A 14,290-nucleotide genomic window follows, 5' to 3' on the forward strand; every position below is an offset into this window, starting at 1 on the left:
GAGGAGGTCAATGATGCTTGTCGCTGCGGGCGATCGCGAGCAGGTGCTCGACTTCTTCCGGATACTTGCGCAGGTTCTGCTGGTGCCAGCGCTGGATGATCCACATGACGCCCGCCACCACGCCGCCGAAGGCGGCGATGGCCGCGTAGGCCGAGAGGCCCAGGCCGGTGCAGGCGCTGTAGAAGCCGCCAAGCAGCAGGATGCAGGCCTGCTCGTTGAAGTTCTGCACCGCGATCGAACGGCCCGCGCCCATCAGGTTATGGCCGCGGTGCTGCAGCAGTGCATTCATCGGCACTACCAGGAAGCCACCGAGCCCGCCGAGCAGGATCAGGAAGGGCACCGCGAGCCAGACGCTGCCGATCAGGTTCATGCAGATGACCAGCACCCCCATGGCGATGCCCATCGGGATCACGCGCGTGGCCATGTCCAGCCGCATGCGCATCGAGGCAACGATGGCGCCCACCGCCATGCCGATCGTCACCACGCCGGTGAGGGCGGTGGCCTGCGTGGTGTTGTAGTCGAGCGCAAGCCCGGCCCAGGCCAGCACGATGTACTTGAGGTTGGCGCCCGCACCCCAGAACAGCGTGGTGGTGGCGAGCGAGATCTGCCCGAGCTTGTCGCGCCACAGGCGCGCATTGCAGTTCCAGAAGTCGGGCATCAGCGCGAACATGTTGCGCGCGAGGCCATGCGCGGGGTTGGCGCGCAGCGGGCGCATCTCGACGCCGGTGCTCGGGATGCGGGTGTTGAACCAGGCCGCGAGCGCGTAGACGAAGATCAGCACCGAGATCGCCGCCTCGGCCGGCGACTCGACGCCGGTGTCCAGGAGCGGGATGTCGATCGCGAGCAGCCAGCTCGAGATCGCATGGCCCACCAGCGAGCCGCCGAGCACGATGCCCAGCAGGATCGAGGCGATCGTCAGGCCCTCGATCCAGCCGTTGGCTTTGACCAGCTGCGAGGCCGGCAGCAGTTCGGTGAGGATGCCGTACTTGGCCGGCGAATAGGCCGCGGCGCCGAGCCCCACGATCGAGTACGCGAGCAGCGGGTGCGAGCCGAACAGCATCATCAGGCAGCCGATCACCTTGATCGCGTTGCTGATGAACATCACCCGCCCCTTGGGCAGCGCATCGGCGAAGGCGCCCACGAGCGGTGCGAGCACCACGTAGAAGACCGCGAAGATCGGCACCAGCGCGGCACGCTGCCATTCGGGCGCCCCGTTGCTTCGCATCAGCTCCACGGCCACGACGAAGATCGCGTTGTCGGCCAACGACGAAAAGAACTGGGCCGACATGATCGTGTAGAAACCGCGCTTCATCGATGGGCTGGCTGGCCAGGAGCTCGCTGGCAGTAGTGAGAAAGGCCGCGTCGTTCACGGCGAATGGGCGGTTATAGCATGGGGGTACGACTGGCAAACCCGCATGGCCACACCGGGCGCCCCGGTCCGCGAAGGTGCTAAAACCCCGGTCTTCGACCTTCGGGATTTCCCATGCCGCGCCCCATTCTCGCCACTGTCCACACCGCCGCACTGCGGCACAACCTCGACCGGGTGCGGCGCAGCGCCGTCGATGCCCGCGTCTGGGCCGTGGTCAAGTGCAATGCCTATGGCCACGGCATCGAGCGCGTGTACGAAGGCCTGCGCGGCGCCGACGGCTTCGCGCTGCTCGACCTGGCCGAAGCCGAGCGCGTGCGCGCGCTCGGCTGGCGCGGGCCGGTGCTGCTGCTCGAGGGCGTGTTCGAGGCGCGCGATCTCGAGCTCTGCTCGCGGCTCGACCTCTGGCACACGGTGCATTGCGACGAGCAGATCGACATGCTCGCCGCGCACAAGACGCTCAAGCCGCAGCGCGTCTTCCTCAAGATGAACTCGGGCATGAACCGCCTGGGCTACGCGCCCGAGCGTTTCGGCGCGGCCTGGACGCGGCTCAATGCGCTGCCGCAGGTCGACGAGATCTCGCTGATGACGCACTTCAGCGACGCCGACGGCGAGCGCGGCATTGCGCACCAGCTTGCGGTGTTCGAGCGCGTCACCAAAGACCTGCCCGGCGAGCGCTCGATCGCCAACAGCGCGGCCACGCTGCGGCATGCCTCGCAGGCCCGGGGCGACTGGGTGCGCCCCGGCATCGTGCTGTACGGCAGCGCGCCCGACCATCCCGAGCACGACGCCGCGCACTGGCAACTCGAACCCACGATGACGCTCTCGACGAAGCTGCTCTCGGTGCAGACGCTGCAGCCCGGCGACACCATCGGCTACGGCTCGCGCTTCACGGCCGAGGCGCCGCTCACCATCGGCGTGGCCGCGGCCGGCTATGGCGACGGCTATCCGCGCCACTGCGATACCGGCACACCGGTGCTGGTGAACGGCGTGCGCACGCGCATGGTGGGCAGGGTCAGCATGGACATGATCACCGTCGACCTCACGCCCGTGCCCGACGCGAAGTTCGGCAGCGAGGTCACGCTCTGGGGCCGTTCGGCCGTGAACGGCGCGACGCTCTCGATCGACGAGGTCGCGCGCGCTGCCGGCACCGTCGGCTACGAGCTCATGTGCGCAGTGGCGCAGCGCGTGCCGTTCGCGCCCACCGCGCACGAAGAATGAAGCCCGCTCGCTGACTGTCTGACTGACTGAGCGGCCTGCATGGACCTGCGGACCCTGCGCTATTTCATCGCCGTGCTCGAGGCCGGCAGTCTCTCGCGCGCGGCCGGTTCGCTTTACATCGCGCAGCCGGCGCTCACCGCGCAGATCAAGAAGCTGGAGGCCGAACTCGGCGCGCAGCTCTTCGACCGCTCGCATGCGGGCGTGACGCCCACGCCCGCCGGCATGCAGCTCTACGAAGACGCGCGGCGGCTCTTGTCGGACGCCGATGCGGTACGCGAGCGCATCCAGCGGCTGCCGCAGGGGCCCGAGGGCTCGGTGACGGTGGCGGTGCCGTTCCTGATCGCCTCGCTGCTGCTCGGGCCAGTGCTGGCCGCGCTCAAGACCAGCCATCCGCGCATCCGCGTGTTCGTGCTCGACGACCTGAGCCTGGCCGTGAAGAAAGCCATGCTCGACCGCCGCGCCGACGTCGGCATCCTCGTGGACACGCCGCAAGTCGAAGGATTGGACTGCCGGCCGCTCGCGCGCGAGTCGATCTTCGTCTGCGGCTACGACCGCGATGGCGCCCTGTCGGCGCACCTGCGGCGGCGGGCGCGCGGAAAGAACACGAAGCCCGAGGTCGCTTTCGCCGACGCGGCGCGCCTGCCGCTCGTGCTGCAATCGCGCCGCTTCTCGATCCGCCAGCGCGTGGAGGAGGCTGCCGCGTCGCTGGGCGTGACGCTGAACCTCGCGCACGAACACGATTCGGCGCGCGTGATCCGCTCGCTCTACGGCTGCGGTGCGGGCTACACCTTCACGCCGGCCTGCGCACTCGGCGACAGCCCGCACGGCGGCGACGACTGGGTCGTTGCGCGCGTGGTGGAGCCCGCGCTGCAGCGCAGCTACACCATCGCCATGCCCGCCGAGCGCGCGCCCGATCCGGCCGTGCAGGTGGTGGCCGAGGCGCTGGCCGAGCAGGCGGCGCGGTTGATCCGCGAAGGGCGCTGGGAGGCCGAGCTGCTCGCGCACGACAGCGCGAGGCGCACGCCTCGGGCATAGCCGCACGCACGGCGAGCAAGCGGGGCCATCAATCCGATTGATGGCCCGGCATCAGCAAACGGTATTTCCTCTTGGCTGCCGCTTTGCGGGACAGTGGCGCATCGCATGCAGAACCCATGCATGCACGCATCCAGGAGACAGCCCTTGCCACACACCTCCACGGTCGCCAACGTCGGCGAACTCGTTTCGCGCTGCGCGCGCATCCACGGCCGGCGCATCGCGCTGCGCACCGCCGACCGCAGCCTGAGCTACGAAGCGCTCGACCGCCGGTCCAACCGCCTGGCCAACGCGCTGCTCGCATGCGGTCTGCAGCGCGGCGATCGCGTCGGCATCTACCTGCCGAACTGCACCGAGATCGTCGAGATCGAACTGGCCTGCTACAAGGCCGCGCTCGTCAAGGCACCGTTCAATGCGCGGCTGTCGCCGACCGAAGTGGGCGACATCGTGGCCAACAGTGGCGCGGCGCTGATCGTCACCACTGCAGAGCGCGCCGAAGCCTTCCTGCCGCACCTGAAGGGCGGCAGCGCGGAGATGCCCAGGCTGCTGTTCATCGACGGCCCCGAGGATGCCGATAGCTCCTATGCCGGCCTGCTCGAACGCGCGAGCGATGTGTTCGAGGCGGTCAGCGTCCAGGCCGACGAGCTTGCCGTGCTGCACTACACCTCGGGCTCGTCGGGCGTGCTGAAGGCGGCGATGCAAACCTTCGGCAACCGGCTCGCGCAGCTGCGCAAGTTCCTCATGCGTTCCGAGGGCATGCGCGAAGGCCACCTGCTCGGCCTCGTGGGCCCGATCACGCATGCCTCGGGCATGCAGATCGTGCCGGCGCTGTGCAGCGGCGCGACCATCCGTCTGTTCGCGGGCTTCGAGCCCGGACGCTTCCTGGCCGACATGAAGGCCGACCGCGTGACGCACACCTTCATGGTGCCGACCATGATCAACATGCTGCTCGGCGAGCTCGAAGGCCGGTACCGGCCGCTGCCAGACCTGCTGCGCCTGGGCTATGGCGCCGCGCCCATGGCGCCGGCCCGCATCCTGCGCGCGATGGACGTGTTCGGACCGGTGCTGTCGCAAGGCTACGGCGCGGGCGAGACCACCTCGGGCGTGTGCGGCCTGAGCGTGGAAGACCACCTGTTCGCACGCGCCGCAGCGCCCGAGCGGCTTGCCTCGTGCGGCCGGCCGTTCCTCGAATCGAGGGTCGAGATCGTCGACGACGCGGGAGAGCCCGTGGCCACGGGCGAGATCGGCGAGATCGTGGTGGGCGGCGCCGACGTGTTCGCGGGCTACTGGCGCGCCCCCGAGCTCACGGCCGAGGTGCTGAAGAACGGCCGCTATCACACGGGCGACCTCGCGCGTATGGACTCGGAGGGCTTCGTCTACATCGTCGATCGCAAGAAGGACATGGTCATCAGCGGCGGCTTCAACGTCTATCCGTCGGAGGTGGAGGCGGTGCTCTACCAGCACGCGGCGATTGCCGACGCCTGCGTCTTCGCGGTGCCCGACGACAAGTGGGGCGAGGCCGTGGCCGCGCACGTGGTGCTCAAGCCCGGCCATGCGCTCGACGGCGGCGCGCTCGATGCCTTCTGCGCCGAGCGGCTCGGCGGCTTCAAGCGCCCGCGCCGCGTGGCGTTCGTGGAGGCGCTGCCGAAGAACCCCAACGGCAAGGTCGCGCGCAAGCAGATCCAGGCGCCGTACTGGGCCGGTCAGAGCCGCATGGTGAACTGAACGAGGACGAGAAGAATGATGAACGACAACGCCACCCCCGCCATGGCAAGCCGCGGCGTCTTCGAGGGCTCGCCGCGCGCCGCCGAGCTGATCGGCCGCATCGAGTGCTTCCTGCACGGCGAGCTGGCCGACATCGTGCGCACGCACGGCATCGACCATGAGCATGGCGCCAGCCGCGAGGTGCTGCAGCAGGTCTGGCGCCGCTCGCATGCGCTCGGCTTCTACGGCATGACGCTGCCCGAATCGATGGGCGGCCTCGGGCTGTCGGTGCTCGACCACGTGCTCATCAAGGAGGCCATCTATGCGAGCGGCTCGCCGCTCGCGCCGCACGTGTTCGGCGAACTCAGCGGGCCGCCGCGCGTGGGTGCTCTCGTGCGCAAGGCCACGCCGCACCACATGCAGAATTTCATCGAGCCGGTGGCCCGGGCCGAGAAGGCGATCTGCTTCGCGCTCACCGAGGCCGAGGCGGGCTCGGACGCCGGCGCGGTGCAGACGCGCGCCGTGCGCGACGGTGAGCATTTCGTGCTCGACGGACGCAAGCGCTTCATCTCGGGCTCGCCCTTTGCCGACTTCGCGGTGCTCATGGCGTCGACCGCTCCGGCCGGGAGCGCGCAGCGCGAGGTCACGGCCTTCTTCGTCGACCTGAAGCAGCCGGGCGTGCGCGTCGAGGCCGGCTACAAGACGATGGCGGGGCAGTCGCACACCGGCGACATCGTGCTCGAGAACTGCCGCATTCCCGCGGCCAACCTGATCGGTGAACCCGGGCGCGGGCTCGCGTTGGCGCTGGGCCGCATCACGGTCAACCGGCTGCTGCATTGCCCGGCGATGGTGGGGCTGGCGGCGGTGGCGCTGCGCGACGCCTGCGCCTATGCAGGCCAGCGCAAGCAGTTCGGCCGCGCGATCGGGCAGTTCCAGGCGGTCCAGCACATGCTGGCCGACATGGCGACCGAGCTGGCCGCCGCGCGGGCGCTCATGGTGTCGACGGCGCGCCAGATCGATGCCGGCAGCGAAGCGCGCGCCGAGGCCTCGATGGCCAAGCTGTTCTGCTCCGAAGCCGCGTTCCGCATCGCCGACCGCGCGGTGCAGGTCCACGGCGGCGAAGGCATCGTGCAGGGGCGGCGCGTGGAGTTCCTGTTCCGCATGCTGCGCATGTACCGGGTGCTGACCGGCACCAGCGAGATCCAGCGCAACACGATCGCGCGCGAGCTGCTCGGCGACGCCGGCTGACGACAAGACAGAGACACACCAGGAGACAAGAAGACATGAACAGACTGCTGCAACGGCGCCACGTGCTGGCCGCCTCCCTCGTCGCCGCGCTGCTGCCGGCCGCCTCGTGCGCGCTGGCCGCCGAGGCCGCATGGCCCGAGCGCCCCATCAAGTGGGTGGTGCCCTACCTCGCGGGCACCGGCCCCGACATCACCGCGCGCATCCTGGCCGAGGCCGTGGGGCCGCTGCTGGGCCAGGCGGTGGTGATCGAGAACAAGGCCGGTGCGGCCGGCAACATCGGCGCCCGGCTGGTGGCACGCGCTGCGCCCGACGGCTACACCTGGATCTATTCGGCCGCACCGATGGCCGCGAACATGCGCATGTACCGCGACCCGGGCTACGACGCGCTCAAGGACTTTCGCCACATCATGCGGGTGAGCACCTCCGACATCGCGCTGGTGGTCAACGCCGCGTCGGGCATCGGAAGCCTGAACGAACTGGCGGCCAAGGCACGGGCCAACCCAGGCGCGCTGAACTACGCGTCGGGCGGGGTCGGCACGCCGTCGCACCTGGGCGTGGAGCTGCTGCTGAACGCGCTGAATGCCGAGGCGCTGCACGTGCCCTACAAGGGCGCGTCGGAGCTGGTGAACGCGATCCTCGGCAACCAGGTGACGTTCGGAACGCCGATCCTGTCGGTCGCCTATCCGCTGATCCAGTCGGGCAAGCTCAAGCCGCTCGCGATCGCGGGCCCGCGCCGCAACCCCAAGCTGCCCGATGTGCCGACGCTCGCCGAGCTCGGTGTGAAGGGTGTCGAGCTCACGTCATGGGGCGGCGTCTCGGTGCCGGCCGGCACGCCTGACGCGGTGGCTGCACGCATCGCCGCGGCTTTCGAGAAGGCGCTCGCGACGCCTTCGGTTCAGGCCGGCCTGACCGAGAACGGCGGCCAGGCGAGCCCGCTGCCCGCGCCCGAATACACGCGCGGCTTCACCAAGGAAATGACGCTGACCGAGGTGATGATGAAGCAGGTGAAGCTGCAGCCTCAGTAGAGGCCCAGGCGCCGCGCCTGCAGCCGCGCCAGGCCCAGCAGCGCATCGGTGAAGGGCGTTGCCACGGCAGTGAGTTCGCCGAGTTCGCGCACCACGGTCACGAGCGCATCGAGCTCGACCGCGCGGCCGGCTTCGACGTCCTGCAGCATCGAGGTCTTGAAGGCGCCGAGCTTCTTCGTCACCTCGTGGCGGTCTTCGGGGCTCTGTGCGATCTCGATGCCGATGCGGCGCCCGATCTCCTTGGCTTCGAGCATCACGGCCGAGATGAAGCCGCGCACGAAATCGTCGCCCATGATGAGGTCGGTGGTGGCGCCCGTGAGCGCGCTGATGGGGTTGACGGTCATGTTGCCCCAGAGCTTGAACCATACGTCGCGCTGGATCTGCGGCGAGAGCGTGGCGTCGATGCCGGTGCGCTGCAGCAGCGCCAGCAGCTTCTGCACGCGCGGCGTGGCCGCGCCCGAAGGCTCGCCCACGATCAGGCCATTGCCGAAATGGTGCCGCACCACGCCGGGCGCATCGAGCGAGCAGCTGCAGTGCACCACGGCGCCGATCACGTTGGCCGCGGGAATGGCGCGTGCGATCGCGCCGTCGGGGTCGACGGCCGCGAGCCGGCGGCCGGTGATCGGGCCGCCGAAGCCGCCTTCGAGAAACCACCAGGGCACGCCGTTCATTGCTGTCAGCACCACGGTGTCGGGACCGATCAGCGGGCCGATGCGCTCGGCCACGCCGGCCAGCGCGGGCGCCTTGACGGCGATGACCACCAGGTCCTGCACGCCGAGCGCCTCGGGGTCGGCCACGGCGTTGACCGGCACGCGCGTGCGCACCTCGCCGCGCATCAGTGAGAGTCCGTCTCGTTGCAGCGCCTCGAGCGTGGCGCCGCGCGCCACCACGTTGAGCCGCTCGCCCGCCTGCGCGAGGCCGACGCCGATCCATCCGCCGATCGCGCCGGCGCCGTAGATGCAGATCTTCATCGCTTCAGTTCTTGTAGGAGGGATCGATGCGGTCGATTTGGCGCACCAGCGCGTCGAACACGTCCTGGCCCGCGCCGTGGTTCGGGTTGAACTGCAGCGCGTCGCGCGTGCACTTGCGCGCGATGTCCTCGCTCACGGGGATAGCCTGGCCCATCGAGAGCGTCGCCATCTGGATGTCGCAGGCCCGCTGCAGCGTCCAGAGGATCGCGAAGGTCTGCGGCAGCGTCTGGCCCCAGGCCAGCAGGCCGTGGTTGCGCAGGATCACCGCATTGCGGTTGCCGATGCTGCGCAGCAGCCGAGGCCCTTCGTCGGCATGGATGGTGATGCCCTCGAAGTCGTGGTAGGCCACCATGTCGTGCAGCTGGGCGGTATAGAAATTGGTCTGCTGCAGGCCGCCCTGCAGACAGGCCACGGCCACGCCGGCCGTGGTGTGGGTGTGCATGACGCAGTGCGCGCCTTCGAGGCCGTCGTGGATGGCCGCATGCACCGTGAAGCCGGCCGGGTTCACCGGCCAGGTCGAGCCGTCGAGCACCTTGCCCTGCAGGTCGATCTTCACGAGGTTGCTCGCCGTGACCTCGCTGTAGTGCAGGCCGAAGGGGTTGATGAGGAACTGCTTCTCGCCGCCCGTCACGCTGTCGGGCAGCCGCACCGTGATGTGGTTGTAGATCATCTCGGTCCAGCCCAGCATCGCGAAGACGCGGTAGCAGGCCGCGAGCTCTTCGCGTGCGGCGCGCTCGTCGGGATGGATCGACGGATGGACCAGCGCGGTGGGCGCGGTGGTGGCGGGTGCGTTCATGGCAGTTCCTTCATCGTTATCAACCTTCGGCAGTGAAGCCGACCTCCTTGACGATCGGCGCCCACTTGGCAGTGTCCTTCTTGAGCAGCTCGGTGAGCTCGCCTGGCGTCGACGACATGGCCTCGAGCCCAAAGGTACCGAGGCCGTCGATCACGTCCTTCTGCAGCAGCGCGTTCTTCATCGCCGTGCTGAGTTTCGCGACCACTTCGGGCGACGCCTTGGCGGGCAGGAAGAAGGCGAACCATTCGCTGTGCGCCATGTCCTTGATGCCCTGCTCGCCGAAGGTCGGCACCTCGGGGGCGAAGCGGTTGCGCTTGGCGCCCGAGACGCCCAGGATGCGCACCTTGCCCGAGGCCAGGTGCTGCGTGATGTCGCCGATCGGGCCCGACACGGCCGAGATGTTGCCGCCGAGCAAGTCGAGCATGGCCGGCTGGGTGCCGCGGTAGGCCGCATGCTTGAGTTCGACGCCGCCCTTCTTGCCCAGCAGCGCGCCGATGAAGTGCGGCGTGGAGCCCGCGGCCGGCGAGCCGTAGTTGGCGCCGGTCGGGTTGGCCTTGGCCCAGGCGAGGAACTCGGGCACGTTCTTGACGCTCGCGGGCACCGCGGGGCCGACCGCGAAGCCGAAGTCGAAGATGCAGGCCAGGCTCACCGGGGTGAGGTCGACCATCGGGTCGTACGGCAGCTTCTTGTAGATGTGGGGATAGATCGTGAGGATCGAGGTCGGCGTCTGCAGGATGGTGGCGCCGTCGGCCGGGCGGCCCTTCACGTAGCTGACAGCGATCTGGCCGCCCGCACCGGTGCGGTTCTCGACCACGGCGGTCTTCGCGTAGTCGGGGCTCAGGCGGGTCGCCACGCGCCGGCAGGTGGTGTCCGAGGTGCCGCCGGCCGCAAAGCCGGTGACGATGGTGGCGGTCTCGATCGAGGCCTGGGCGAAGGCGTGCTGGCCCAGGCTGGCGAGCAGCGCCGAGGCGCCGGTGGTCTGCAGCAACTGGCGGCGGTTGAAGGTCATGATGGGTCTCTCTCCGGGGTAGGGTGGTTGCGTTTCACGACTCGTCGCGCAGCCAGGTGACTGCGCCCGAATGGGTCACGGCACCCTGATGGGCAGGGCGCACGGTGAGCGCGTATTTTTCCAGCAAGCCACGGTGCTGGACCCCCGCGTTTACGTTGATGACCCCGCGCGCTGCGAGCCGCCCGGCGATCTCCTCCGCCCCCAGTTCGACCGAGATGCTGCGCGCTTCGGCGCGCGCGTCGATCGCCACCATGTCGCCGTCACGCAACGCCGCGATCGGGCCGCCGTCCGCCGCCTCGGGCCCCGCATAGCCGATGCACAGCCCGCGTGTCGCGCCCGAGAAGCGGCCGTCGGTCAAAAGCGCCACCTTGTCGCCCATGCCCTGGCCGTAGAGCAGGGCGGTGATGCCGAGCATCTCGCGCATGCCTGGGCTGCCCTTGGGGCCCTCGTTGCGGATCACGATCACGTCGCCGGGCGCATAGCGGCGGTTCTGCACTGCGGCCTGCGCCTGTTCTTCCGACTCGAAGACGCGCGCCGGCCCGCGGTGCACCAGCGTCTTCAGCCCCGCGGTCTTGAGCAGGGCGCCGTCGGGGCACAGGTTGCCTTTCAGCACCGCCAGGCCGCCGTCGCGCGTGATCGGCTCGCCGGCCCGGCGCACCACCCGGCCGTCGGGCGCGGCGGCACCGGCAAGCTCCTCGGCCAGCGTGCGGCCGGTGAAGGTCAGCGCGTCGCCGTGCACGAAGCCCTGGTCCATCAGCGTGCGCAGGATCACGCCCGCGCCGCCGATGTAGTAGACGTCGCGCGCCAGGTACTGCCCGCCCGGGCGCAGGTCGGCGATGAGCGGGGTGCGCGCGAAGATCTCGGCCACGTCGTCGAGGTGAAAGCGGATGCCCGCCTCGTGCGCGATCGCCGGCAGGTGCAGCGCGGCATTGGTCGAGCCGCCCGTGGCCGACACCACGGCGCAGGCGTTCTCGAGCGCCTTGCGCGTGACGATGTCGCGCGGCAGCGGGGCGTCGCCCATCACCGCCTTCATCAGGTGCTTCGCGGCGCGGCGCATCAGCGGCGCGCGCTCGCTGAACACCGCCGGCACCATGCTCGAGCCGATGGGCGCGAGGCCGAGCGCCTCGGACACCATGCCCATGGTGTTGGCCGTGAACTGGCCCGCGCAGGCGCCCGCGGTGGGCAGGCAGGCGCGGCTCATGGCGTCGAGTTCGTCGGTCGTGGCGGTGCCGGCGAGCACCTTGCCGATGGTCTCGTAGGTGTCGACCACGTTCAGGTCGCGCCCGTCGGGTCCGGGCATCTGCCCCGGCAGCGCCGAGCCGCCGTGCACGAACACGCTCGGCACGTTGCAGCGCACCATGCCCATCATCAGGCCCGGCAGGTTCTTGTCGCAGGCGCCGATCGCGAAGATGCCGTCCCACTGGTGGCCGCGCGTGGAGGCCTCGACGCTGTCGGCGATGAGTTCGCGCGAGATCAGCGAGAAGCGCATGCCCGAGTGCGCCATCGTGAGCCCGTCGCTCACCGACACCACCGGGCATTCGTGCGGCGTGCCGCCGCCCGCGTAGATGCCGGTCTTGGCATGCTGCGCCTGCTCGCGCAGGTTGAGGTTGCAGGGGCTCATCTCGCCGCCGGTGTGGAACACGCCGATGTGCGGGCGTTCGATGTCCTCGTCGTCCTGCCCCAGCGCATGCAGGAAGCTGCGCGTGGTGGCGCGGATCGTGCCCTCGCGGATGATGGCGGAGCGGAAGCGCGGCGGTTTCTTCGGGTCGGTCGGGGTGGTCATTGGCTGGCGGGCGGCTGGCGTTCGGTCGATGGATGGGTTTGCAGAAGGCGTCAGTAGCTGCCGGGCGCGGCGCTGGCGGCCGCGCCCTCGGGCTTGAACTTGCCCGCCAGCGCGCTGGCCGCTGCGGCCAGCAGCATGGTGTCCACGCCCACGGCGACGAAGGCCGCGCCCGCAGCGAGCCACTTGCGCGCCTGCTCCTCGGTGGTCGACAGGATGCCGGCCGCCTTGCCGGCCTTCTGGATGCGTGCGATCGCATCGGCGATCGCGGCCTGCACTTCGGGGTGGCCGGGCTGGCCCACGAAGCCCATCGAGGCCGAAAGGTCGGCCGGACCGATGAACACGCCGTCCACGCCGGGGGTGGCGGCGATCGCGTCGAGGTTCCTCATCGCCTCGACCGTCTCGGCCTGCACCAGCAGGCAGGTCTGGGCATTGGCCTCGTGCAGGTAGTCGGGGTAGGCCTGCCAGCGCGAGGCGCGCGCGAGCGCACTGCCCATGCCGCGCACGCCTTCGGGCGGGTAGCGCATGCCCTGCACCATGCGTGCGGCCTGTTCGGCGGTGTCGACCATCGGCACCAGGATGGTCTGCGCGCCGATGTCGAGCATCTGCTTGAGCAGCGTGGTGTCGCCGACCGGCACGCGCACCACCGGCTGCGGCCGCGTGGCGCCCTCGGGAAGGGCCGACCAGGCGCTCGAGATGCCCTGCAGCTGCGCGAGGATCGAGCGCACGTCGTTCGGCGCATGCTCGCCGTCGACCAGCAGCCAGTCGTAGCCGGTGCCGGCCAGGATCTCGGCCGCATAGCCGTCGGCCAGGCCGACCCAGAGACCGATCTGGGCGCGCTTGCCGGCCAGGGCCTGCTTGAAGGTGTTGAGGGGTGTCTGCATGGGACGATGTCTCGATAGTGGCGGGTCAGGCGAGTCTGAACGAAATCGCGCCGAGGGGGCCGTAGTCGGCGTGGAAGGTGTCGCCCGCGAGCGCGGTGGTGGGGCGCGTGAACGAACCGGCGAGCACCACCTCGCCGGCCGCGAGGTGCTCGTCCCAGGGCGCGAGCTTGTTCGCGAGCCAGGCCACGCCGGTGGCCGGGTGGTTGAGAACGGCCGCGGCCACGCCGGTCTCCTCGATGACGCCGTTCTTGTAGAGCAGCGCGCCGACCCAGCGCAGGTCGACCGCATCGGGCTTGACGGGCCGGCCGCCGAGCACGATGCCGGCGTTGGCCGCGTTGTCGGCGATGGTGTCGAACACCTTGCGCGGCGCCTTGGTGTGGCGGTCGAACTGCTCGATGCGCGCATCGATGATCTCGATCGCGGGCACCACGTAGTCGGTGGCCGCGAGCACGTCGAAGATCGTGACCCCCGGCCCCTTGAGCGGCCGGCCGAGCACGAAGGCCAGCTCGACCTCGATGCGCGGCGCGATGAAGCGCGTGAAAGGAATGTCGGCGCCCTGCTCGAAGAACATGTCGTCGAGCAGCGTGCCGTAGTCGGGCTCGGTGATCTGGCTCGACAGCTGCATCGCGCGCGAGGTCAGGCCGATCTTGTGGCCCTTGACGGTGCGCCCCCCGGCGATCTTGTGCGCGACCCAGGCGCGCGAGACGGCGTAGCCGTCCTCGACCGTCATCTCGGGAAAGCGCTTGGAGAAATGCTCGACCTGCACGCGCGTGCGTTCGCTCTCGTGCAGTTCGGCGGCCAGTTGGGCGATGGTGGCGTCGGAAAGCATGGAAGTCTTCTTCTCAGCCTTTGTTGAACAGGGGATGCAGGTTGCTGTGCTTGCCGTCGTACACCTGCTGCGGGCTTTCGTCGATCTGCAGCGTGATGCCGATGTGGCGGCGCTCGAGCACCGGCGCGAAATGCGTCTTCACCGCCGCGAGCAGGTCGTCGCCGGCCTTCTTCTTCACGGCATCGGTGCGGCCCGCCGCCATGCGCAGGTTGAGGTAGACAAAGGCGTAGTCGGCCTTCCCGTCCGCCACCGCATGGTGCGCAGCCGGGTAGGCCAGCACGCGCGTGCCGCCCGTGGGAAAGACCGGCCGGCCCGCCGCGTCGCGCTGCGCGAGCATGGTGTCGGCAAGCGTGCGGCAGAGCGCCGTCATGTCGGTCTCGGGCTCGATGTTGGGCGTGTAGAGGATCACCAGGTGCGGCATGCGT

At 69.7% G+C, this 14,290-nt stretch carries 13 protein-coding genes; 5 read left to right on the plus strand and 8 right to left on the minus strand.

What is annotated here, in order from left to right:
• Positions 1-7: 7 nt before the first annotated feature.
• Entirely contained in the window at positions 8-1,312 is a 1,305-nt protein-coding gene (gene lplT, locus AC3A6R_RS18870; RefSeq protein ID WP_487861127.1) for a lysophospholipid transporter LplT, read from the minus strand.
• A 171-nt stretch (positions 1,313-1,483) separates the two neighbouring features.
• Between lplT and alr the strand changes: the two genes are divergently transcribed.
• The 5 genes from alr to AC3A6R_RS18895 all read left to right on the plus strand — a co-directional run bounded on the left by alr (position 1,484) and on the right by AC3A6R_RS18895 (position 7,596).
• Entirely contained in the window at positions 1,484-2,587 is a 1,104-nt protein-coding gene (gene alr, locus AC3A6R_RS18875; RefSeq protein ID WP_487865221.1) for an alanine racemase, read from the plus strand.
• 39 nt (positions 2,588-2,626) lie between these two features.
• Positions 2,627-3,622 (plus strand): LysR family transcriptional regulator, encoded by a 996-nt coding sequence (locus AC3A6R_RS18880; RefSeq protein WP_487861129.1) that lies wholly within the window; start codon positions 2,627-2,629, stop codon positions 3,620-3,622.
• A 120-nt stretch (positions 3,623-3,742) separates the two neighbouring features.
• Positions 3,743-5,344 carry an AMP-binding protein gene (locus tag AC3A6R_RS18885; protein WP_487865222.1) on the plus strand — a complete coding sequence of 534 codons (1,602 nt, stop codon included), beginning with the start codon at positions 3,743-3,745 and terminating at the stop codon, positions 5,342-5,344.
• An 18-nt stretch (positions 5,345-5,362) separates the two neighbouring features.
• The gene (locus AC3A6R_RS18890) at positions 5,363-6,571 is read left to right on the plus strand and encodes an acyl-CoA dehydrogenase family protein (protein ID WP_487865223.1); all 1,209 of its coding nucleotides are present in this window, start codon (positions 5,363-5,365) and stop codon (positions 6,569-6,571) included.
• A 35-nt stretch (positions 6,572-6,606) separates the two neighbouring features.
• Positions 6,607-7,596 (plus strand): tripartite tricarboxylate transporter substrate binding protein, encoded by a 990-nt coding sequence (locus AC3A6R_RS18895; protein ID WP_487865224.1) that lies wholly within the window; start codon positions 6,607-6,609, stop codon positions 7,594-7,596.
• Here AC3A6R_RS18895 and AC3A6R_RS18900 read toward each other — a convergent pair.
• The 7 genes from AC3A6R_RS18900 to AC3A6R_RS18930 are packed head-to-tail and all read right to left on the minus strand — an operon-like array spanning position 7,590 to position 14,286.
• A complete protein-coding gene (locus tag AC3A6R_RS18900; RefSeq protein ID WP_487861133.1) occupies positions 7,590-8,567 on the minus strand; it encodes a 2-dehydropantoate 2-reductase in 978 nt (325 codons plus the stop codon). The two genes, AC3A6R_RS18895 and AC3A6R_RS18900, sit on opposite strands and share 7 nt — an antisense overlap.
• 4 nt (positions 8,568-8,571) lie before the next feature.
• On the minus strand, positions 8,572-9,363 hold the full coding sequence (locus AC3A6R_RS18905) for a class II aldolase/adducin family protein (RefSeq protein WP_487861134.1): 792 nt from the start codon (positions 9,361-9,363) through the stop codon (positions 8,572-8,574).
• Between the two features lie 19 nt (positions 9,364-9,382).
• On the minus strand, positions 9,383-10,372 hold the full coding sequence (locus tag AC3A6R_RS18910) for a Bug family tripartite tricarboxylate transporter substrate binding protein (RefSeq protein WP_487865225.1): 990 nt from the start codon (positions 10,370-10,372) through the stop codon (positions 9,383-9,385).
• A gap of 34 nt (positions 10,373-10,406) precedes the next feature.
• A complete protein-coding gene (gene ilvD / locus AC3A6R_RS18915; protein WP_487865226.1) occupies positions 10,407-12,155 on the minus strand; it encodes a dihydroxy-acid dehydratase in 1,749 nt (582 codons plus the stop codon).
• 50 nt (positions 12,156-12,205) lie between these two features.
• Positions 12,206-13,036 carry a 4-hydroxy-2-oxoheptanedioate aldolase gene (gene hpaI / locus AC3A6R_RS18920; RefSeq protein ID WP_487861137.1) on the minus strand — a complete coding sequence of 277 codons (831 nt, stop codon included), beginning with the start codon at positions 13,034-13,036 and terminating at the stop codon, positions 12,206-12,208.
• Positions 13,037-13,061: 25 nt separating this feature from the next.
• Entirely contained in the window at positions 13,062-13,865 is an 804-nt protein-coding gene (gene hpaH / locus AC3A6R_RS18925) for a 2-oxo-hept-4-ene-1,7-dioate hydratase (protein WP_487865227.1), read from the minus strand.
• 13 nt (positions 13,866-13,878) lie between these two features.
• Complete coding sequence (locus tag AC3A6R_RS18930; protein WP_487865228.1) at positions 13,879-14,286, minus strand: 5-carboxymethyl-2-hydroxymuconate isomerase; 408 nt, start codon at positions 14,284-14,286, stop codon at positions 13,879-13,881.
• Positions 14,287-14,290 lie beyond the last annotated feature (4 nt).

It is taken from the genome of Variovorax sp. Soil_C_19, assembly GCF_057657255.1.